Source organism: Acuticoccus sp. MNP-M23, from assembly GCF_031195445.1.
Lineage (GTDB): Bacteria > Pseudomonadota > Alphaproteobacteria > Rhizobiales > Amorphaceae > Acuticoccus.
On sequence record NZ_CP133480.1, the window covers coordinates 744,120 to 765,670 of the forward strand.

The window sequence follows — 21,551 nt, forward strand, 5'->3', positions numbered from 1 at the left end:
AAAACATCTGGCGCAGGATTTGCGTTTGGGGGGACACGGCCAACTCCGGCTCCAGGCGGTCCCATTTGCGCGTACTCGTTATCGATGAAACCCCGCTGCGCGCGTCGATCCTTGAGGAGGGCCTCCGCGAGGCGGGGCTGGAGGACGTCACGATCCTCTCCGAGACGCGCCTTCTGATGCGCCAGATCGTCGAGATCGACCCTGACGTCATCCTCATCGACCTCGAAAACCCGAGCCGCGACGTTCTGGAAAGCATGTTCCAGGTCTCGCGCACGGTGGAGCGCCCTATCGGCATGTTCGTCGACCAGTCCGACGCCGGGATGATCGAGCGGGCGGTGGAAGCCGGCGTCTCCACCTACATCGTCGACGGGCTGCGCAAGGAGCGGGTGAAGGCAATCGTCGAGATGACCGTCTCGCGCTTCAACGCCTTCAACCGGCTCAAAAGGGAGCTGGCCGACACCAAGCGCGCGCTCGCCGACCGCACATCCATCGACCGCGCCAAGGCGATCCTGATGCGGCGCCACACTATCGACGAGCCCGCCGCCTACGCCATGCTGCGACGCGCGGCGATGGATCAGCACCAGACCATCGCCGATGTGGCGCGGGCGCTGGTCTCCGCGTCCCAGCTTCTGGAGAAACGACCGTGACCCCCGTGCGTATCGGCTTCATCCCGCTCATCGATTGCGCCGGCCTCGTCGCCGCCGTGGGACTCGGCTTCGCGGACGCAGAAGGCCTCGATGTGGCGCTGACGCGTGAAACCTCGTGGGCGACGCTGCGCGACAAGCTTGCCGTCGGCGCGATCGACGCTGCGCATCTTCTGGCGCCGATCGCGGTCGCCTCCAAGGTCGGCATCGGCAACCCCAAGCCGCCATTTTCGGCCCTGATGAGCCTTTCGATGAATGGCAACGCCATCTCCGTCTCCCGCGCGCTGTATGGCGAGATGGCCGAGAGCCGTGAGTTTGCCGCGCCGGACGATCTTGCCGGCAAGGGCCGCGCCATTGCGAAGGTCATCGCCGCGCGCAAGGCGGCGGGCGCGCCGCGGCTGACGTTCGCGGTGGTCCACCCGTTCTCGCCGCACAATTACGAACTTCGCTATGTGCTGGGCGCTGCCGGCATCGACCCCGACGAGGACGTCGATCTGGTGGTCGTGCCCCCTCCTTTCGTGGTCGATCATCTGCGCGGCGGCCTGATCGACGGTTTCTGCGTCGGTGCACCGTGGACAAGTATCGGTCTTCAGGAGGGGCTGACGCGCGTGATCGCGGTCAAGCCGCAGATCTGGCGCTTCGGCCCGGAAAAGGTGCTTGCAGTGCGTGAGGATTTTGCCGCGGACCGGGAGGACGTGGCGCTGCGCCTCATCCGCGCGGTCAAGGCCGGCGGGGCGTGGGCGGACGATCCGGCCAACCGGCAACGCCTCGCCGCGATGATGGCCGAGCCCGCACTCCTCGACATGGCGGCGGACACCATCGCCGGATCGCTGGCCGGCCGCGTGCCGCTGGACGACGGCCCGGCCGAAACCATTGCCGACTATGTGGTGTTCGACCGCGACGGGGCGAGCTTTCCCTGGCGCAGCCACGCGCTGTGGTTCTATTCGCAGATGCTGCGCTGGGGCCAGGTGAAGCATTCTGCGGAGGCGATGCGCGCCGCGGCCGGCGCCTACCGGCCGGATCTTTTCCGCCGCGCCTTTGCCGGCACCGACGTCACCCTGCCGGGCGCCAACGCGAAGGTTGAGGGCGCGCTTGCCGCCCCGCAGCCGGCGGGGTCGACCACCGGCCGCCTCGTTCTGCCGCGCGATGGCTTCTTCGACGGCCGCATTTTCGACCCGGACGATGTTGCCGGATACGCGTCCGCCTTCGAAGTGGGCAAAGCGCTGCGGTGAACGGCAAAAGCCGCTGCCTGCAACCTGTGCACGTTATGGCCTTTATTTGGGCTTTCAAATCGGAGGGATTTGTTTAGAAATCTTCCCATCGGATTGGACCGATAAAGAGTTTCGCCCCGTCGTTTTCACGACGCGATGGCAACGGCAACGTCGCCGGCCCCTCGACCTCCCTTTGGGAGAGCATCGAGGTTCGCCAGCGGCGTTTTTTATTGTGCTTTTTCTGGCCCAGCGGGCCGATGACGGAGATTGAACGATGGCTGTCAAGCTGACGCGCCGTTTCACAACAGCACTTCTTGCCTCCAGCATCCTTGTTGCGGCCGGCGCCGCACAGGCGCAGGAGACCGTCTGGCTGGATGTGGAGAAGGACGAACTCACCTTCGGTTTCATCAAGCTGACGGACATGGCCCCGCTCGCCATCGCCTACGAGAAGGGCTATTTCGAGGACGAGGGCCTGTTCGTCACGCTGGAAGCGCAGGCGAACTGGAAGGTGCTGCTCGACGGGGTGATCACCGGCGAGCTTGACGGGGCGCACATGCTGGCCGGTCAGCCGCTCGCCGCCACCATCGGCTACGGCACCGAAGCCCACATCGTCACCCCGTTCTCCATGGACCTCAACGGCAACGGCATCACCGTGTCCAACGAGGTGTGGGAGCGCATGAAGCCGAACATCCCGACCGATGCCGACGGCAAGCCGCAGCACCCCATCAAGGCCGACGCGCTGAAGCCGGTGGTCGACGAATTTCGGGCCGAGGGCCGGCGCTTCGACATGGGCATGGTCTTCCCCGTCTCCACCCACAACTACGAACTGCGCTACTGGCTGGCCGCCGGCGGCATCCACCCCGGCTACTATTCGCCGTCCGATACCTCCGGGCAGATCATGGCGGACGCGTTCCTGTCGGTGACGCCGCCGCCGCAGATGCCCTCCACGCTGGAGGCCGGCACCATCTACGGCTACTGCGTCGGCGAGCCGTGGAACCAGCAGGCGGTCGCCATGGGGATCGGCGTCCCGGTCATCACCGACTACGAGATCTGGAAGAACAACCCCGAAAAAGTCTTCGGCATGACCAGGGACTTTATCGACGAGAACCCCAACACCACGCTCGCCGTGGTCAAGGCGCTGATCCGCGCCGCCAAGTGGCTGGACGAGAACGACAACGCCAACCGCATGGAAGCGGCGGAGATCCTGTCGCAGCCCAATTATGTCGGCGCCGATGTCGAGGTCATCGCCAACTCGATGACGGGCACCTTCGAATACGAGAAGGGCGACAAACGCGACGTGCCGGACTTCAACGTCTTCTACCGTTACTTCGCGACCTACCCCTATTATTCGGATGCCGTCTGGTATCTCACCCAGATGCGGCGCTGGGGGCAGATTGCCGAACCGCAGGCGGACAGCTGGTACGACGAAGTCGCGAAGTCGGTCTACCGGCCGGACATCTACGAGCAGGCCGCCAAGCTCCTCATCGAGGAAGGCTTCGTCGACGAAGCCGATTTCCCCTTCGGCACCGACGGTTACCGCGATCCGCAGGGCGACTTCATCGACGGCGTGACGTTCGATGGCCGCAAGCCCGCCGAATACCTCGAAAACTTCTCCATCGGCCTCAAGGGCGAGCAGCGCGTCGAAGGCGCCTCGGTCGTCGGCGGCTGACCCTCCCCGTCCCGCCGCGCTCCGGAGAGGGCGCGACGCCCCGTCCCTTCGCTGGAGCATAAGGTCCATGGCCATCACCACTGGAACCGACCCCGACGTCATGCGCGCCAGAGAGGCGCGCCGGGAAAAGCGGTTCGCGCTCATCACCCGGTCCGCCGGCTGGTTTTCCGTACTCGGTCTGGGGTTTGTCACGCCTCTTCTGAAGATCGCAGCGGGCGACAGCTTCAGGGCGCAGCGCGGCGAAATCGTGCAGAGCCTCGTGATCCCGCTTGTCGGCATCGGCCTGTTCATTGCGGCGTGGGCGATCCTTGCGCCGCAGGTGCAGACCTCGCTCGGCGCCATCCCTGGCCCCGCTGCGGTGTGGAGCCAGGCCGGCCAGCTCCTTGATGACCATGCAAGGGAGCGCGGCAAGGCTGACGCCTTCTACGCACGGCAGGAGGAGCGCAACGCAAAGCTCACCGAAACGGGCAAGGCCGACCGCGTGAAATGGCGCACCTATACCGGCGCGCCGACCTACGTGGACCAGATCGTCACCTCGCTGAAAACCGTGGTGCTCGGCTTCGTGTTCGCCACCGTGGTGGCAGTGCCTCTCGGCATTGCGGCGGGGCTTTCGCGCTCGGTCGGCGGGGCAATCAACCCGCTGATCCAGATCTTCAAGCCCGTGTCGCCGCTGGCGTGGCTGCCGATCGTGACAATGGTGGTCTCGGCGACCTACATGGACGCGTCCGAGGCGATGCCGAAATCCATGCTGATCTCGGCCATCGTCGTCACGCTCTGCTCGCTGTGGCCGACGCTGATCAACACCTCGCTCGGGGTGGCGAGCGTCGACAAGGACCTGACCAATGTCGGCCGCGTCCTGCAGCTTCCGACGAGGCGGATGATCTCCAAGATCGTGCTGCCATCGTCGCTGCCGCTGATCTTCACGGGGCTGCGCCTGTCGCTGGGGGTCGGCTGGATGGTGCTGATTGCCGCCGAGATGCTGTCGCAGAACCCGGGTCTCGGCAAGTTCGTCTGGGACGAGTTCCAGAACGGATCGTCCGACAGTCTTGCCCGCATCATGGTCGCCGTCCTGACCATCGGCATCGTCGGCTTCATGCTCGACCGGCTGATGTACGCGCTCCAGGCCGCCTTCACCTTCTCCAAGCAGCGCTGAGGGAACGGACCATGGCGTACCTCACACTGAAAAACCTCTCCAAGCACTACGGCGACGGGCCAGACCGTACCGAGGTCCTGAAAGACGTGAACCTCGACGTCGAGAAGGGCGAATTCGTCGCCATCGTCGGCTTCTCCGGGTCCGGCAAGACGACGCTGGTCTCGCTGCTTGCCGGCCTCATTGCGCCGGAAAGCGGCTCGGTCACGCTGAATGGCGCCGAGATTACCGGCCCCGGCCCGGACCGCGGCGTCGTCTTCCAGTCCTATTCGCTGATGCCGTGGCTTTCGGTCGAAAAGAACATTGCGCTTTCGGTGGATCAGGTGTTCCCGAAGGAGAGCCGCAAGGCGCGCAGGGCGCGGGTGAAAAGCGCTGTCGAGATGGTCGGCCTCGGCCACGCCACGGACCGCAAGCCGGCCGAACTCTCCGGCGGCATGCGCCAGCGCGTGGCGGTGGCAAGGGCGCTCGCCATGAGCCCCGAGATTTTGCTCCTCGACGAGCCGCTCTCCGCGCTCGATGCACTGACGCGCGGCAAGCTGCAGGACGAGATCGAGGCGATCTGGGAGAATGACCGCAAGACCGTGATCCTCATAACCAACGATGTGGACGAGGCGATCCTGCTGGCGGACCGGATCATCCCGCTGACGCCCGCCCCGGCCGCAACGCTGGGTCCGGAATTTTGCGTCGATCTTCCCCGCCCGCGTGACCGGGCGGCGGTCAACTCCGATCCGGCATTCACCAGCCTTCGGCGCGAGATCACCGGCTATCTGATGGGCGTCGGCCAGGAGCGAAAGGCGGATGCAGCGGACAAGTCGCTCCCCAACGTCACGCCGATCACGCAGCTCCCCAGCGCCTACCGCGCGGCCGCCGCAAGCCCGGTGGAGCGGCGCTATCTGGAGTTCGCCGGCGTCAAGAAGGTCTACCCGACGCCCAAGGGCCCGCTCACCGTGGTGGACGGGTTCGACCTCAAGATGGACAAGGGCGAGTTCGTCACCCTCATCGGCCATTCGGGCTGCGGCAAGTCCACCGTCCTGTCGATGACGGCAGGCCTCACCGACATTTCCGCCGGTGGCATCGTCCTCGACAATCGCGAGATCGACGGTGCCGGACCCGAGCGCGCCGTCGTCTTCCAGGCCCCGTCGCTGATGCCGTGGCTGACCGCCTACGACAACGTCGCCATCGGGGTCGACAAGGTCTATCCGCGCGCCTCCCGCGCCGAGAAGAACGAGATCGTCGAATATTATCTCGCCCGCGTCGGCCTTTTGGACGCGGCGGGCCGGCGGGCGGCGGACCTGTCCAATGGCATGAAGCAGCGCGTCGGCATTGCCCGCGCCTTCGCCCTCTCGCCCAAGCTCCTGCTGCTCGACGAGCCGTTCGGGATGCTGGACTCGCTGACCCGCTGGGAGCTTCAGGACGTTTTGATGGAGGTGTGGAAGCGCACCAGGGTCACGGCGGTCTGCATCACCCACGACGTTGACGAGGCAATCCTGCTGGCCGACCGCGTGGTGATGATGACCAACGGCCCCAACGCCCGCATCGGTCACATCATGAAGGTGGACCTGCCGCGCCCGCGCACCCGCAAGGCGCTGCTCGAACACCCCGACTATTACCGCTACCGCCAGACCCTCCTCGACTTCCTGGAGGCCTACGAAGGCGGCGCGACCCCCGACCCCGAGCGCCTTGCCACCATGGCGGCGACGGCGGACGGCCGGGACGAGACCCCAACCAGCAAAAAGGCGGAGGCGGCGTGATGGCCATCGACACGGCAGTGCGTTCCGAACGTGACGTCCTTTCCGGCAAGCGCCCGTTCATCCGCGTCACCGAGGTCTGGGTGCCCGGTGCCGATGGCAAACTTTCCCTGAAGGACGGCCTTTATGGCGGGCTCGCCGAGTTCGAGAAGGTTGCCCGCGAGACCCGCTTTGCACGCGACGAGGGCCTTCCCGGCAAGGCCTGGGCACAGGCGCGGCCGATCGTGCTGAAGGATCTCGTCGGGTCCTACTTCAAGCGCGGGGCGGCGGCGGAAGCGGCCGGTCTCACCTGTGCCCTCGCCGTTCCCGTCTTCGAGGGCGAAACCCTCAATGCCGTCCTCGTCCTCTTCTGCGGCGAGGACAGGGATCATGTGGGCGCCATCGAGCTGTGGCACACGCCCGAAGGCTCCTACGAGATGGCCCTTGCCGATGGTTATTACGGCACGGCCGACGTGTTCGAGTGGACCGCACGGCACGTCAATTTCATGAAGGGCAGCGGGCTTCCGGGCCAGACGTGGGAGGCGGAGCGGCCCGTCGTGTTCGCCGACCTGCGCGCCCCGCGCTTCGTGCGCTGGGAGAAGGCGCAGGAGGTCGGCATCTCGCGCGGGATCGGCATTCCGGTCGCAACGCCCGAGCCCGGCGTCTTCGTCCTCACGCTTCTCTCGGCGCTCGCCACCCCCATCGCCCGCCGGTTCGAGGTGTGGTCGCTGGAGGCGGACGGCGGCCTGACGCTCACCGACGGTTTTTGCGAGCGGGCGGGCCTTCTCGGCGCAGCACCGCTGAGGCTCGGCGCCGGCGAGGGCGCCGTCGGCGCGGCGGCCGCAACCGGCATCCCTGCCGTCAGCGCCGACCTTTCGGGCGAGCCGGACGTCATCGCATCCGCGGCCCGGATCGCGGGCCTTGCCACCCTCGTCGCCCTTCCCGTCTACCGCGACACCGGCCTTGCCGCCGTCGCCGTGTGGTATCTGTGAGGATCGCCCCCATGCCCGACAAGCAGCGCCTCGTCGTCATCGGCAACGGCATGGCCCCCGGCCGCGTGCTGGAGCGCCTCTTCGAAGCCGCGCCCGATGCCTACGACGTCACCATCTTCAACGCCGAACCGAGGGTAAACTACGACCGCATCATGCTGTCCCCGGTCCTCTCCGGCGAGAAGACCTACGAAGACATCATCATCCACGACGACACCTGGTATTCCGACCGCGCCATCACGCTCCACCAGGGCAAGCGCGTCGATGAGATCGACCGCGATGCGAAGCGGGTGACCGCAGCGGACGGCACGGTTGCCGACTACGACACGCTGCTGATCGCGACCGGCTCCAGCCCATTCATCATCCCCGTGCCGGGCCATGACCTCGAAGGCGTCGTCACCTACCGCGACCTTGAGGACGTGGAGAAGATGATCACCGCCGCCATGCCCGGCGGGCGCCGCGCGGTGGTGATCGGCGGCGGCCTCCTAGGCCTTGAAGCCGCCGCAGGGCTCGCGATGCGCGGCATGCGCGTCACCGTCATCCACCTTGCCGACACGCTGATGGAGCGCCAGCTCGACCCGGCCGCCGGCTATCTGCTGGAGCGGGAGATCGTCGCGCGCGGCATCGAGGTGATCACCGGGGCAAACACCGAGGCCATCCACGGCGAGACCCACGTCACCGCCGTGAAGCTGAAGGACGGGCGCGAAATCCCCGCCGACATGGTTGTGATGGCCGTCGGCATCCGCCCCGCCACCGGCGTTGCCAAGGCCGCGGGGCTCGAAGTCGGCCGCGGGATTGTGGTGGACGATACGCTGCGCACCTCCGACCCCGCGATCTTCGCGGTCGGCGAGTGCGTCGAGCACCGGGGCACCTGCTACGGCCTCGTCGCGCCGCTCTACGAGATGGCGGCGGTGATTGCCGACCAGCTCACCGGCGGTGCGCGCACCTACCAGGGCTCGGTCACCTCCACCAAGCTGAAGGTCACCGGCATCAACCTCTTCTCCGCAGGCGACTTTGCCGAGGGCGAGGGGCGCGAAGACATCGTCCTGCGCGACGCCGCATCCGGCGTCTACAAGCGCCTGGTGCTGAAGGAGAACAAGGTGCAAGGCGTCGTCCTTTACGGCGACACCGCAGACGGCGCCTGGTATTTCCAGATGCTGAAGGACCATGCCGACATTGCCGAGCTGCGCGAAACGCTGATCTTCGGCCAGGCCTACGCGGGGGCCGGCCCGCTGGACCCTATGGCGGCCGTTGCAGCCTTACCGGCTGACGCCGAGATCTGCGGCTGCAACGGCGTCTCGAAGGGGCGGATCGAACAGGCCATTGCCGACAGGAAGCTCGGCTCGGTGGACGAGGTGCGCGCCCACACCAAGGCGTCCGCAAGCTGCGGCACCTGCACAGGGCTCGTCGAACAGCTCCTCAAGCTGACGCTTGGCGAGGGCTACAACCCGCTTGCCGTGCAGCCGATGTGCGGCTGCACCCGGCTCGGCCACGACGACGTGCGCCGCCTCATCAAGGCAAAGGCGCTGAAGACTATTCCGGCCGTGATGCAGGAGCTGGAGTGGACGACGCCCAACGGCTGCGCCAAGTGCCGCCCGGCGCTCAACTACTACCTCATCGCCGACTGGCCGGAAGAATACGTCGACGACTTCCAGTCCCGCTTCATCAACGAGCGCGCGCACGCCAACATCCAGAAGGACGGCACCTATTCGGTCGTCCCGCGGATGTGGGGCGGGCAGACCTCCTCCAAGGAGCTGCGCGCCATTGCCGACGTGGTCGACAAGTTCGAGATCCCCACCGTGAAGGTAACCGGCGGGCAGCGCATCGACATGCTGGGCATCCGCAAGGAAGACCTCCCCGCCGTCTGGGCGGATCTCGGCAAGGCCGGCTTCGTCTCCGGCCACGCCTACGCCAAGGGGCTTCGCACGGTGAAGACGTGCGTCGGCACCGACTGGTGCCGTTTCGGCACGCAGGATTCCACAGGCTTTGGCGTCCGGATCGAGAAGTTCATGTGGGGCTCGTGGACGCCGGCGAAGGTCAAGATGGCCGTCTCCGGCTGCCCGCGGAACTGCGCTGAGGCCACCTGCAAGGACGTCGGCGTGGTGTGCGTGGACTCCGGCTACGAGATCCACTTCGCCGGCGCTGCGGGGCTCGACATCAAGGGCACCGAGGTCCTCACGCTGGTCGCGACCGAGGACGCGGCGCTGGAGCACATCGTGGCGCTCACCCAGATGTACCGCGAGACCGGGCATTATCTGGAGCGCATTTACAAGTGGGCCAAGCGCCTCGGCCTCGACACCGTGCGCAAGCAGATCGTGGACGATGCCGAGGGGCGCCGCGCCTATTTCGAGCGCTTCGTGCTCAGCCAGAAATACGCGCAGCTCGACCCCTGGGCCGAGCGCGCCAAGGACGAGCCGACAGAGGGCCACGTCAGCGAATTCAAGCACTTCGAGCCGAAGCCGCCGTCCTCCAAGGTGCTGGAGCCGGCCGAATGAGCGGCGAATATGTCCGGATCGGCCGGGTTGCCGACATTCCGCCGCTCGGCGGGCGCTGCGTGAAGACAGCGCGCGGTCCTGTGGGCGTCTTCCGTACGGCGGCAGACGAAATATTCGCCATCGACAACCGCTGCCCCCACCGCGGCGGACCGCTGTCGGAGGGGATCGTTCACGGCACGGCGGTGACCTGCCCCCTCCACAACACGGTGATCAGCCTCGAAACCGGCCTGGTCGTCGGGCCCGACGAGGGCCGCGTCGACACCATCCCCGTGCGCGTGGTGGACGGCGACATCCTGATCGCCCTGCCGGCGGAAATCACCCGCCACCCGGTCGCCGCAAATGCGTCAGACGCAGACATCGCCGCCAGCGCGGGGGCGGTTGTGGCGGAGGGCGCGGCCCCGGAGACGATCCCGAACACCGCCGCCCGGCGCGTCGCGCCGAAGGAAAGCGTGTGATGGACAGCGCCGTGCCGCCGCCGGCCGTCGCCACCACCTGCCCCTACTGCGGCGTCGGCTGCGGGGTGCTGGCGCGCGCCGCCAGCGGCCGCGTCAGCATAAAGGGCGACCCTGCGCATCCGGCAAACTTCGGCCGGCTCTGCTCCAAGGGGACCGCCCTTGGCGAGACCGTCGGCCTCGAGGGCCGCCTGCTGCACCCATCATCAGACGGTCGCCACGTGAGCTGGGACGAGGCGCTGACCCGCACCGCCGATGCCTTCTCCGCCGCGGTGCGGGAGCACGGGCCGGACGCCGTCGCATTCTACGTGTCGGGCCAGCTCCTCACCGAGGACTACTACGTCGCCAACAAGCTGATGAAGGGGTTCATCGGGTCGGCCAACATCGACACCAATTCGCGCCTTTGCATGGCCTCCTCGGTGGCCGGCCACAAACGCGCGTTCGGGTCCGACACGGCGCCCGGCACCTACGAGGATTTCGAGGAGGCCGATCTCGTCGTCCTCGTCGGCTCCAACCTTGCCTGGTGCCATCCCGTGCTCTTCCAGCGCCTCGTCTCAGCCAGGGCGGCGCGGCCTCTGCAAATCGTCGCGATCGACCCCAGGGAGACCGCCACGACAGCTGCCGCAGACCTGCACCTGGCGTTGAAACCCGAGACCGACGTCGCCCTGTTCAACGGCCTCATCAACCACCTGTCGGCAACCGGCCGGATCGACCACACCTACCTTGGCCGGCACACCGAAGGGCCGGAGGCAGCACTCGCCGAAGCCAGAGGCTGGAACGCCGAAAACGTCGCCACCGCAACGGGGCTGGACCGCGGTGCCATCACCGACTTCTACGACATGTTCGCGAAGACGCGCCGCGTCGTCACCGTCTACAGCCAGGGCGTCAACCAGTCCGCCTCGGGGACGGACAAGGTGAACGCGATCATCAACGCGCACCTCCTCACGGGGCGGATCGGCTCGCCGGGCATGGGGCCGTTCTCCGTCACCGGCCAGCCGAACGCCATGGGCGGGCGCGAGGTCGGCGGCCTTGCCAACACGCTCGCCTGCCACATGGACCTCGAAGATGCCGGACACCGCGCCATCGTGCGCCGGCACTGGGGCGCACCGCGGGTTGCCGACCGGCCGGGCCTCAAGGCGGTGGATCTGTTCGAGGCGATCCATGACGGCCGCATCAAGGCGCTGTGGGTGATGGCGACCAACCCGTCGGCGTCGATGCCAGACGCGTCGCGGGTGGATGCCGCCCTCGCCAAGGTGCCGTTCCTCGCCGTCTCCGACGTTGTCTCGGACACCGACACGCTGCGCCATGCCGACGTTGCGCTTCCGGCCGCCGCGTGGGGCGAGAAGGACGGCACCGTCACCAACTCGGAGCGCCGGATCTCCCGCCAGCGCGCCTTCCTTCCCCTCCCCGGCGAGGCCCGGCCGGACTGGGCGATCGTTGCGGACGTTGCCCGGCGCATGGGTTTCGATGGCTTCGACTATGCGAGCCCCGCCGAAATTTTCGCCGAACACGCCGCGCTCTCGGCCGCCGGCAACGAGGGGCAGCGCGACTTCGACATCGGCGGTCTCGCCGACCTTGGCGCCAGCGGCTACGCGCGGCTTCAGCCCCAGCAGTGGCCCATACCCGTACACGGGCCGCGTCAGACGCGCTTCTTTGCCGCCGGCGGCTTCTATCGAAAGGGTCACCGCGCCCGCCTCGTGCCGACGCCCTTCGTGGCGCCCGAGCCGCGCCAGCCGCGCTATCCCTTCATTCTCAACACGGGCCGCGTGCGCGACCAGTGGCACACCATGACGCGCACCGGCCGCTCGCCAACCCTGTCGGCCCACCTTGCCGAACCCTTCGCCGAGCTTCACCCGGACGATGCCGCGGCGCTCGGGATCACCGCGGCAAGCCTCGTTTGCGTGGAAAGCCCCCTCGGCATGGTGACGGTGCGGGCGCTCCTCACGCCGCGGCAGCAGCGCGGCGGCGTGTTCGTGCCGATCCACTGGACCGATGCCACCAGCGCCAACGCGCGTGTGGACAATCTCGTCACCCCGCACACCGACCCGGTCTCCGGCCAGCCTGCGCTGAAGTCGGCGCGGGTCGCCGTGCGCCCTTTCCCGGCAGTCTTTTATGGCTACGCCGTCTCCACCCGGCCCCTGTCGCCCGGGACCGACTACTTCGCCCGCGCCACGCTCAAGTGCGGCGAAGCGGTGGAGTTCGCAGCGCTTGAGGCTCCGGCCGACCTCAGCGCCTTCGCAGCTTCGCTCCTGAAGCGCGATGATCTGTCCGGCGTTGTGGACAGCGTCGCGGGAACCGCGGCCTTCGCAGCCTTCGACGGTGACCGGCTGGCGGGCGCCGTCTACCTCGCGCCGCGGCCGGTTGGCGTGTCGCGGGCATTCGTGGCGCGACTGCTCGGCCAGCCGGCAGGGCGCGCCGCTGTGCTGGCCGGCCGGCCGGGTGCGGACCAGCCCGACCCCGGCCCCACCGTCTGCGCCTGCTTCCAGGTCGGCGCCAACCAGATCCGCGCCGCAGCGCTTGCCGGCGCCGGCACGGTGGCCGCCATCGGCGAGACCCTGTCAGCCGGCACAAACTGCGGCTCCTGCCGCACGGAAATCGCTGCAATCCTCAAGACCGCCACCCCCACCAAGGAAGACCGCCATGACGCTGACGCCCGTGCGCTCGCCCGCTGAGGCAAAGCTGCGCCGCCTCGACGCGCTGACGACGCTGCCGATCTTCGTCGACCTTCGCGGCAAGGGGGCCGTCGTCGCCGGCGGCACGGAGGCCGCTGCCTGGAAGGCCGAGCTTTTGGCCGCCGCCGGCGCGGATGTCATGGTCTACGCAGAGAACGCCAGCCCCGAAATGCACGCCCTTGTCGAGCGGGGCGCCGCCGCGGGCTCCCTCGTGCTCATTCCGCGCAATTGGGACGCCGCCGCGCTGGAGGGCGCCGCGCTCGCCATCGCGGACGCCGACACCGAGGCTGAGGCCGCCCGCTTCGCCGCCGCAGCGCGCGCAGCGGGTGTGCCCGCCAACGTCATCGACAAGCCGGCATATTGCGCGTTCCAGTTCGGCTCCATCGTGAACCGCTCGCCGGTGGTGGTCGGGATTTCCACCACCGGCGCCGCACCAATCCTCGGACAGGCGATCCGCCGCCGCATCGAGACGCTGCTGCCACCGGTCCTTTCCGACTGGGCCGCTCTCGCCGAGCGGATGCGCAGCGTGGTCATCTCCCGGCTCGAACCGGGGCTCCCCCGGCGCACCTTCTGGGAACGCTTCGTCGACCGCGCATTCTCCGGCGCTGCTCCCGCCGCGGCGGACGCTGAAACGATAATTGCAGAGACCGCGCCGAATGCTGCCGGCAAGGTCGTCCTTGTCGGCGCGGGACCGGGGGATGCCTCTCTCCTCACCCTGGCCGCGGTGCGGGCGCTTCAGGCGTCCGACGTGATCCTGTTCGACGATCTCGTCTCCGACGATGTGCTGGAGCTTGCCCGGCGCGAGGCGAGACGCATTGCCGTCGGCAAACGCGGCGCACGGGAATCCTGCCGGCAGGAAGACATCACCGAACTCATGATCAAGCTTGCCAAGGCAGGGCGCAGCGTGGTGCGGCTGAAGGCCGGCGACCCCTCCGTGTTCGGCCGCTCCGGCGAGGAGATCGCATCCCTCAACGCCGAAGGCATTCCAGTGGAGGTGGTGCCCGGAATCACCAGCGCCTCCGCCATGGCCGCGCGGCTCGGCATGTCCCTCACCCACCGCGACCACGCACAGTCGCTGACCTTCTTCACCGGCCACTCGAAGAAAGGCGTGCTGCCCGACAACCTCGACCTTGCCGCGCTCCTCGGCCCCGGTCGCACCGCAATCGTCTACATGGGCGCCCGTACCGCGCACGCGTGGGTCGCTCGTGCGCTGGCCGCCGGCGTCGCCCCATCCCTCCCCGCAGTCGCCGCGGCATCGGTTTCACGCGCCGACGAGACCGTCTGGTCCGGCTCTCTGGCCGCGTTGCCGAATGCTGTCGCGCAACTCGGCGACAAGCCTGTGCTGATTGGCGTCGGCCCGGTGTTCGCCGAAGTCCGGTCCAGCGCGCCAGCCACCGCGCCGCTGTCGACATCTTCGGCGGCATCGACGCCAGCGCAGAGGCGGCCGCACGGGGCCACCCGGAGGTCTCCGACCACAAGACAGCCCGCCAATTTGCGAACCGCCGGACACTGACGCTGCTGGCCAAGGGTCGAAAATGAGCGGACAGGGTTCGGAACGCGCCATTCAAATATTGAACACCGCGAAGATAAGTGGCTGGTTTTAGGAATGATTCTTCAGGGTAGTGGTAGGCCCGGAGGGACTCGAACCCCCAACCAAACCGTTATGAGCGGTCGGCTCTAACCAATTGAGCTACAGGCCCTGACGGTGCAACATTTGCCTGTCTGGAGGCGCGCTGGCAAGTCCGGCACGGGGCGGCGGCCATCAGCTTGAGGGGTTCAGTGCGAGGCCTCGCCGACGGGTCCCGCGTTGCGCGGGGGTTTGGCTTCGGAAAGCGGTTCCCCCTGGTCAGGCGAGCGGCCGGGCCAGAAGCGCACGCCGGGGCGGGCAAGGCCGCCGCCAATGGCGCCAACCGTTCCGTCCGCGCGCCAGCACGCCGCCCCCGTCGCCACACCGTCCGGGCCAAAGGACACCGCGTTCATGCCGCCGCCAATGTGGGGCACCACCTTTAGCGCATGGCCGCCGGAACGCAGCGCATCGGCTGCCGGCTCGCCATAGAGCGCCTCGACCTCCACCTCATGGCCGTCGGTCCACAGGCGCGGCGCCTCCACCGCCTCCTGCACGGACATGCGGTGGTCCAGAAGATTGAGGATCGACTGGAAGGCGGATGGAAAGATGCGCACGCCGCCCGGCAACCCCAGCGCAAAGACCGGTTTGCCGTTCTGCCGCACGATCATCGGCGCCATGGACGTGGGGACGCGCTTGCCCGGTGCCACCGACAGCGCACGACCCGGATGCGGATCGAAATTCATCATGTAATTGTTGGGGATGAAGCCGGCTTCCGGCACCATGAAACGGGCGCCGAAGATGCCGTTGATGGTGTGGGTCGCCGTGACGATCATCCCGTCCCGGTCGGCCACGGTGATGTGGGTGGTGTTGGCCGATTCGGGCGTGTGGGCCATCGTCTGCTCGCGCGCCCCGGCTTTGATCTGCGCCCAGCATTGCGCGGCATATTCTTTGGAGATGAGCCGTTCCACCGGCACGTCCACAAACGCCGGATCGCCGCTGAAGGCCGCACGGTCCGCCATCGCAACGCCCAGCACGCTGACCAGGGCGGAAAGAGCCGCTGGCGTGCCGAAACCTTCGCCTCTCACGTCAAAATGCTCAATCATGTTGAGCATCTGGGCGACGTGCACACCGGACGACGCGGGCGGCGGCGGGCCGACCACCTCGAAGCCGCGATAGTTGCCGACGATGGGCGTGCGCACGACCGCTTCATAATTGTAGAGGTCTTCCTCGCGCAGCCACCCGTCGGTCTCGTCGTCGTTATGGATTCTGGACACCAGAGCGTCGCCGAGCGGGCCGTCGTGCAGCGCGCAGGCGCCCATGGTCTGGATGAGGCGCAGGCTCTCCGCGTAGTCGTTCTGGACGATGCGGGTGCCGGCCGAAGGCAATTGGCCATCGGGCATGAAGACGCTGGCCATCGCCTCGTCGGCGGCAATGTCGGCAGCGCACTCGCCAACCGCCCCGGCCAGATAATGCGTCGCCTGAAAGCCGCGCCGCGCAAGCCGGATCGCAGGCTCCAGCAGGTCGGAGAAGGGGAGCTTGCCGTAGGTGCCGTGCAGTTTGGTCCAGCCGACCAGATTGCCAGGCACGGCCACCGCACTCGGGCCGTAAGCGGAGCGGCGGTTCACCGTTTCCATCCGGCGGGCCGGCTCGTCCGACACTGGCTCGAAGATTGCGGGATGCGTGTCGGCAGGGCTGACACTCATCGCATCGATCACGTGATGGCGCCCGTCAGGCAGGCGCACGTGCGACAGGCCGCCGCCCGCAATGCCAACCATCATCGGCTCGACAACCGTCAGCGCAAACAGCGTTGCGACCGCAGCGTCCACGGCGTTGCCGCCGGCAGCCAGCATTTCAACGCCAGCCGCCGTGCCCAGCGGATGGTTTGCAACCACCACCGAGCGCCCGGATGCTGCCGCCTTCTCGCAGTCAAACGACACAGGTGAGTGCGCCCTCCAGCCGTCATGCGTGCTCACGTCATCTCCTCAGGCTGTCATCAAAATCACTGCCTGCGGTCTAGGCAGTGCGCACGATATATGCAAACGAGCCATTTCAAATGTTGCATTGCTGCATTCTAGTTCGCACTATCCCGCTTTCAACGCGTCAACACCCTGAGGAGCCCGCTTTGAATTTCCATATCCGTGCTTCCAGGCAGGGCGCCTTGCGCCAGAGCGGTTTCGAGCCTGCCCGATGACAGACACCAGCGCGCCAGCGAAACAGGGCCGCCCGGCGCTCGATCTGTTCATGCCGCTGCGCATTGCGATCACCCTCGGGCTCATCGTCGTCGTCATTCTGACGTTAGCGCAGATCTTCTTTCGCTTCGTGCTCGACAGTCCGCTGATCTGGAGTGAGGAGCTGGCGCGGCTTCTGATCGTGTGGATCACGTTCATCGGCGCTGCCGTCGCCTGCTGGGACGGCCGCCATCTCAACATCGACGTTGGCTTCGGCGCGTTGCCTCTGGTGGCGCGGAGCGTCGTGCGGTTGATCAATGCCGCGCTCTCGGTGGGGTTCTGCATCCTTCTCATCTCGCCCACCCTGCGGCTGGTGAAGATCGAGAATTTTTCCGAAATGGGGGCGCTTGAGCTTCCGTCCGGCATCGTCCGGCTGCCGGTTGCAGTGGGGGCCGTGTTCATGGCGCTCGCCATCGTGCTGCGCCTCGTCTATCGCCGCCGCCGCACTGCCCGCACCCGCGAAAATTTCCTGAAGGACGCGATGTGACCCGCACCGTCCCCAGCCTGCAGATCACCCGCCCATGACAACCGGCCTCATTCTCGCACTCCTGGCAGTGCTTCTCGCCTTCGGAATGCCGCTCTTCTTTGCGCTCGGCATCGCCTCCGCTGCATATTTCTGGGCGGTCGGCATCGACCTTGCGCTGCTTGCCCAGCGGATGACCGCGTCGGTCGACAGCTTTCTGATCCTCGCAATTCCCTTCTTCTACCTTGCCGGCGAGCTGATGAACGCCTGCCGGCTGACGGAGCGGATCGTCGACATGTCCAAGGCGCTGGTGGGGCACATCCACGGCGGCCTCGGTCAGGTCAACATTCTGGCCAGCATGATCTTTTCGGGCATGTCCGGCTCGGCGACGGCGGACACCACCGCACTTGGTTCGGTCCTCATTCCGGCCATGAAAAAGGAGGGCTACCCCGCCCCCTTCTCCGCTGCGGTCACCGTTGCCTCGGCCATGGTCGGCCCGATCATTCCGCCATCGGTGGCGCTGGTCATCTACGGGGCGCTCGCCAACGTCTCCATCGGCCGGCTGCTTCTGGCCGGCATCATCCCGGGCCTCGTCATCATCCTCTCGCAGATGGTGTTCACCTACTTCTATGCCCGCGCAAAAGGCTTCCCGCGCTACCCCCGTGCCGATTTTCCGACCGTGGTGCGCGCCACCAAACGGGGCGCTGCGGCGATCCTGTTTCCGGTCATCATCGTCGGCGGCATCCTCTCCGGTGTGTTCACGCCCACCGAGGCGGCCGCGGTTGCGGTCGCCTACGCGCTGTTCCTCTCGGCGTTCGTCTACCGCAACGTGTCGGCGGGCGAGATCTGGCGCGTCTTCCAGAGCGTTTCGCTGGGGTCGGTGCGCATTCTCGTCATCATTGCGGTGGCGTCGGCATTCTCGTGGATCATGGTGCGCGAGCAGGTCCCCCAGGTGATTGCCACGGGGCTCGGCACCGTGTCCGACAGCAGCATCGTGGTGCTCTTCATCATCATCGGGATGCTGTTGGTGGTGGGCCTCTTCATGGTGGCCTCCTCGGCGGAAATCGTGCTGACGCCGATCCTCGTGCCGGTCATCCTCGCCTTCGGGATCGATCCCGTGCACTTCGGCGTCCTGATGGTGTTCTCGCTGATTATCGGCGGCGGCACGCCACCGGTCGGCGTGCTTCTCTTCATCGCGCAGGACATTGCCGAAATATCGTTCGGGCAGATGGTTCGTGCGATGCTGCCCTTCTACATCCCGCTGTTCGCCGCGGTGGCACTGCTGGCTCTCTTCCCGCAGCTCACCCTCTTCCTGCCCAACCTCGTTTTCGGCTGACCCCATGACCACGCAAAAACACCGCCTCGCAGAAATGACCTTCCGCGAGTTCGAAGCCCGCCTTCCGGAAAAGCCGGTCATCATCATCCCGCTCGGCTCGCAGGAAGAGCAGGGGCCGAGCTGCCCCATGGGCGACTACCAGCTCACCGAGGTGATCGCCGACCGCGTCGCCGAACAGGCCGGCGCGGTTGTCGCGCCGATCATGCCCTTCGGCTACGCGGACTATTTCCGCACCGTGCCCGGCGGCATTGCCCTGCGGCCGGAAACGTTCTCCGCCGTGCTGGAAGACATGATCGTCAACTTCCTCGACCATGACCTCGTCAAGGTCGTGATCCTCAACGGCCACAGCGGCAATGCGGCGCTGATCGACATGACGGTCCGCCGGATCAAGAAGGAGCGCGGCATTCTGGTGCCCGCCATCCACCTGTGGCGCTCGGTGCCGGACAGCGTCTTCAACCCGCTCTACGGTGACGACGCACCCCGCGCCAAGGGCCACGGCGCCGACCCGCTGACCTCCGTCTACAAGCACCTCTTCCCGGACATGATGCGCCCGGACCTCGAGGAGCGCCCCGGTGAGTTCGGCACCATGATCGGGCTGCCGACAGCCGGCCTCGGTGCGGTAAAATTCAAGGGCGTGGACGTGACCATGCCCGTCGACGTGACGGACCGCTGCGCCAACGGCATTGCAGGCGGCGACCCTGCCGTCGCCTCCGCCGACAAGGGCGAGGCGATCGTCAATTATCTGGTGACCTTCTGCGCCGACTTCGTCGCGCACCTCGAAGGCGCCGACACACGAACACACAAGGGAGAGTGAGACCTATGAAGCACTTCACACTCAAGCTCACGGCACTTGCCATGGTGGCAACGTTTGCCGGCAGCGCGGCTGCCACGGCGGACGAGATCCGCTACGGCCTCTGGGCCAAGGAAGGCGAAGCCCAGTACGAAGGCGCCGTCGAGTTCAAGCGCGTGGTCGAAGAGGGTTCGGACCACACGGTCACCATCTTCCCGGCCAACCAGCTCGGCACCCCGCGCGAGATGATTGCCCAGCTGGCACTCGGCACCACGCAGGTGATGGCGTCCGGCGACCCCGGCATTAAGGAGATCGAGTATCTCGCCCTCCCCTACCTGATGAAGGACATGGCGAACTACGAGGCCGTGATCGGCAGCGACGTGGGCGCCGCCTGGAACGACAAGCTGATCAACGAGCGCCAGATCCGCCTGCTCGGCTTCATGCCGCGCAATCCGCGCCAGATCAGCGCCAACAAGCCCATCAATGCCATGGCTGACCTTGAAGGCCTGAAACTGCGCGCGCCGGAACGGGACTACTACGTGAAGTCGCTGGCAGCGCTCGGTGCCAACCCGACGCCGATGGCGTTCAAGGAAGTCTACACCGCACTGCAGACCGGCGTTGTCGACGGCCAGGAAAACCCTATCGAAACCATCTACGCCCAGAAGTTCTACGAGGTGCAGAAGGGCGTTGCGATGGTCGATTACATCGTGAAACCGGCCTATGTGATGGTTGGCGAAAGCTTCTGGTCCGGCCTCAGCGACGATGACAAGGCGCTCCTGCAGGAAGCCAACGACGCCTCCACCACCCGCGTTCTGGAACTGCTGCCCGAGCAGCAGAAGCAGTACATCGCCGACATGGAAGCCGCCGGCGTCGCCATCACCTATCCGGACAAGGCCGAGTGGGTCGAAGCCACCCAGGCCGTCCGCGACGAGCTGGGCACCGAAGTGTGGGGCGAAGCCGACTACAAGACCATCGCCGAGATGGGCCAGAAAGACATGTAAGCGACCCGCCGCCCCCTTTTACGGGGCGGCACCACACGAAGGGCGGCGCCGGGCACATCCGGCGCCGCCCTTTCCTTGCGTAGGTCGCGCCGCCTTGCAGCCGCGCCCGCAACACCAGCCTTCACGCCAGATACGCCTCTCAGGAGAGACACCCATGACGCTCGTCATCCGCGTCGGACCGGCCCGCCAAACCTGGTGGCTGGAGCACATGACCACCCTCCTGCCGGAGCTCGACGTCCGCCTCTGGGACGACCCCGGCCCCCTCGAGGCGGTGAAATATGCCGTGGTCTGGAAGCCCCCCGCAGGCGGGCTGAAGCAGTTCCCGAACCTTGAGGTGATCCACTCCATCGGCGCCGGGATCGACCACATTCTGGAGGACCCGGAACTGCCCGCCGGCGTCCCGATCATCCGTGCCACCGGCGACGACCTCACCCAGCGGATGCGCGAATACGTGGCGCTGCATGTCCTGCGCTTCCACCGCAACCTCCCTGCTCTCGAAGAGGCGATGCCGCTGCGCGAATGGCGCCAGAGCGTCAACCCGCCGGCCTACGAGCGCAAGGTCGGCATCATGGGCCTCGGCAACCTCGGTGCCGATTGTGCGAAGGCTCTCAGCGTGCTCGGCTTCGATGTTGCCGGCTGGTCCCGCAGCGAGAAGACCATTGATGGCGTGACCACCTTCCACGCCCCCGAGGGACTGGATGCCTTCCTCGCCCGCACCGAGATCCTCGTCTGCCTCTTGCCGCTGACGGAGGAGACGCGCGGCATCCTCAATACGTCTCTGTTCGACAGGTTGCCGAAGGGCGCGTCGATCATCAACGCTGCCCGCGGCCAGCATCTGGTGGACGACGACCTTCTGGACGCTCTCGCCCGCAACCAGATCGACGGCGCCACGCTCGACGTCTTCCACACCGAACCGCTGCCGGCGAAGCACCCCTTCTGGGAACACCCCAAGGTGCTGGTGACACCGCACGTCGCCTCGCTGATTGACCCCGACGCGGGGGGAAAGCGGATCGCCGCCAATCTCCGCCGCTTCATCGCCGGCGAAGACGTGCCGGACATGGTGGATCTTTCGCGGGGGTATTGAACCTCACATTCAGCTGCGGGGGCACTGCGCGCCCGGCTGTGCGTGGCTCCGGGCGGGGCCTTGACCCCGCCCC

The 21,551-nt window shown here is 67.0% G+C and carries 15 protein-coding genes, 1 tRNA gene and 1 pseudogene; 15 read left to right on the forward strand and 2 right to left on the reverse strand.

Translation table 11 applies throughout. The annotated features are described in order from the left end of the window. Positions 1-65 precede the first annotated feature (65 nt). From RDV64_RS03555 to cysG, 10 genes and pseudogenes are all read left to right on the forward strand, one after another. A complete protein-coding gene (locus RDV64_RS03555; protein WP_309197905.1) occupies positions 66-647 on the forward strand; it encodes an ANTAR domain-containing protein in 582 nt (193 codons plus the stop codon). Next, the gene (locus RDV64_RS03560) at positions 644-1,876 is read left to right on the forward strand and encodes a CmpA/NrtA family ABC transporter substrate-binding protein (protein WP_309197906.1); all 1,233 of its coding nucleotides are present in this window, start codon (positions 644-646) and stop codon (positions 1,874-1,876) included. Before RDV64_RS03555 ends, RDV64_RS03560 begins: the two co-directional genes overlap by 4 nt. A 253-nt stretch (positions 1,877-2,129) precedes the next feature. Then, positions 2,130-3,524, forward strand: coding sequence for a CmpA/NrtA family ABC transporter substrate-binding protein (locus RDV64_RS03565; RefSeq protein ID WP_309197907.1), 1,395 nt, complete (start codon positions 2,130-2,132; stop codon positions 3,522-3,524). A 67-nt stretch (positions 3,525-3,591) separates the two neighbouring features. Beyond that, a complete protein-coding gene (locus RDV64_RS03570) occupies positions 3,592-4,677 on the forward strand; it encodes an ABC transporter permease (protein ID WP_309197908.1) in 1,086 nt (361 codons plus the stop codon). An 11-nt stretch (positions 4,678-4,688) separates the two neighbouring features. Continuing rightward, positions 4,689-6,425: an ABC transporter ATP-binding protein gene (locus RDV64_RS03575; protein ID WP_309197909.1), complete on the forward strand. Its 1,737-nt coding sequence runs from the start codon at positions 4,689-4,691 to the stop codon at positions 6,423-6,425. Next, entirely contained in the window at positions 6,425-7,393 is a 969-nt protein-coding gene (locus tag RDV64_RS03580) for a GAF domain-containing protein (protein ID WP_309197910.1), read from the forward strand. Before RDV64_RS03575 ends, RDV64_RS03580 begins: the two co-directional genes overlap by 1 nt. An 11-nt stretch (positions 7,394-7,404) precedes the next feature. After that, on the forward strand, positions 7,405-9,885 hold the full coding sequence (gene nirB / locus RDV64_RS03585) for a nitrite reductase large subunit NirB (protein WP_309197911.1): 2,481 nt from the start codon (positions 7,405-7,407) through the stop codon (positions 9,883-9,885). Continuing rightward, positions 9,882-10,190 (forward strand): annotated as a pseudogene (gene nirD / locus RDV64_RS03590) (nitrite reductase small subunit NirD); the annotation flags it as partial. The gene nirB and the pseudogene nirD, both read left to right, overlap by 4 nt. A 149-nt stretch (positions 10,191-10,339) precedes the next feature. Next, positions 10,340-13,009: a molybdopterin-dependent oxidoreductase gene (locus RDV64_RS03595; protein WP_309197912.1), complete on the forward strand. Its 2,670-nt coding sequence runs from the start codon at positions 10,340-10,342 to the stop codon at positions 13,007-13,009. Then, positions 12,978-14,522 carry a siroheme synthase CysG gene (gene cysG, locus RDV64_RS03600; protein ID WP_309197913.1) on the forward strand — a complete coding sequence of 515 codons (1,545 nt, stop codon included), beginning with the start codon at positions 12,978-12,980 and terminating at the stop codon, positions 14,520-14,522. The genes RDV64_RS03595 and cysG overlap by 32 nt, the downstream gene beginning before the upstream one ends. A 110-nt stretch (positions 14,523-14,632) precedes the next feature. Here cysG and RDV64_RS03605 read toward each other — a convergent pair. Both RDV64_RS03605 and ggt read right to left on the reverse strand, forming a co-directional pair. Further along, positions 14,633-14,709 (reverse strand) — tRNA-Ile (locus tag RDV64_RS03605). A gap of 76 nt (positions 14,710-14,785) precedes the next feature. Further along, a complete protein-coding gene (ggt, locus tag RDV64_RS03610) occupies positions 14,786-16,549 on the reverse strand; it encodes a gamma-glutamyltransferase (RefSeq protein WP_309197914.1) in 1,764 nt (587 codons plus the stop codon). Positions 16,550-16,763: 214 nt separating this feature from the next. Between ggt and RDV64_RS03615 the strand changes: the two genes are divergently transcribed. From RDV64_RS03615 to RDV64_RS03635, 5 genes are all read left to right on the forward strand, one after another. After that, positions 16,764-17,291 (forward strand): TRAP transporter small permease, encoded by a 528-nt coding sequence (locus RDV64_RS03615; RefSeq protein WP_309197915.1) that lies wholly within the window; start codon positions 16,764-16,766, stop codon positions 17,289-17,291. A gap of 34 nt (positions 17,292-17,325) precedes the next feature. After that, positions 17,326-18,603, forward strand: a complete 1,278-nt coding sequence (locus tag RDV64_RS03620) for a TRAP transporter large permease (protein ID WP_309197916.1) — start codon at positions 17,326-17,328, stop codon at positions 18,601-18,603. A gap of 4 nt (positions 18,604-18,607) precedes the next feature. Next, on the forward strand, positions 18,608-19,417 hold the full coding sequence (locus tag RDV64_RS03625; protein WP_309197917.1) for a creatininase family protein: 810 nt from the start codon (positions 18,608-18,610) through the stop codon (positions 19,415-19,417). A 5-nt stretch (positions 19,418-19,422) separates the two neighbouring features. Beyond that, positions 19,423-20,394, forward strand: a complete 972-nt coding sequence (locus tag RDV64_RS03630) for a TRAP transporter substrate-binding protein (RefSeq protein WP_309197918.1) — start codon at positions 19,423-19,425, stop codon at positions 20,392-20,394. 154 nt (positions 20,395-20,548) lie between these two features. After that, positions 20,549-21,478, forward strand: coding sequence for a glyoxylate/hydroxypyruvate reductase A (locus RDV64_RS03635; RefSeq protein WP_309197919.1), 930 nt, complete (start codon positions 20,549-20,551; stop codon positions 21,476-21,478). Positions 21,479-21,551: the final 73 nt, after the last annotated feature.

Excerpts from the sequence above, each read along its gene's own strand:
- RDV64_RS03565 (WP_309197907.1), top strand. The coding sequence starts at position 2,130 with ATGGCTGTCAAGCTGACGCGCCGTTTCACAACAGCACTTCTTGCCTCC.
- RDV64_RS03570 (WP_309197908.1), top strand. The coding sequence starts at position 3,592 with ATGGCCATCACCACTGGAACCGACCCCGACGTCATGCGCGCCAGAGAG.
- RDV64_RS03575 (WP_309197909.1), top strand. The coding sequence starts at position 4,689 with ATGGCGTACCTCACACTGAAAAACCTCTCCAAGCACTACGGCGACGGG.
- RDV64_RS03580 (WP_309197910.1), top strand. The coding sequence starts at position 6,425 with ATGGCCATCGACACGGCAGTGCGTTCCGAACGTGACGTCCTTTCCGGC.
- nirB (WP_309197911.1), top strand. The coding sequence starts at position 7,405 with ATGCCCGACAAGCAGCGCCTCGTCGTCATCGGCAACGGCATGGCCCCC.
- RDV64_RS03595 (WP_309197912.1), top strand. The coding sequence starts at position 10,340 with ATGGACAGCGCCGTGCCGCCGCCGGCCGTCGCCACCACCTGCCCCTAC.
- cysG (WP_309197913.1), top strand. The coding sequence starts at position 12,978 with ATGACGCTGACGCCCGTGCGCTCGCCCGCTGAGGCAAAGCTGCGCCGC.
- RDV64_RS03615 (WP_309197915.1), top strand. The coding sequence starts at position 16,764 with ATGACAGACACCAGCGCGCCAGCGAAACAGGGCCGCCCGGCGCTCGAT.
- RDV64_RS03620 (WP_309197916.1), top strand. The coding sequence starts at position 17,326 with ATGACAACCGGCCTCATTCTCGCACTCCTGGCAGTGCTTCTCGCCTTC.
- RDV64_RS03625 (WP_309197917.1), top strand. The coding sequence starts at position 18,608 with ATGACCACGCAAAAACACCGCCTCGCAGAAATGACCTTCCGCGAGTTC.
- RDV64_RS03630 (WP_309197918.1), top strand. The coding sequence starts at position 19,423 with ATGAAGCACTTCACACTCAAGCTCACGGCACTTGCCATGGTGGCAACG.
- RDV64_RS03635 (WP_309197919.1), top strand. The coding sequence starts at position 20,549 with ATGACGCTCGTCATCCGCGTCGGACCGGCCCGCCAAACCTGGTGGCTG.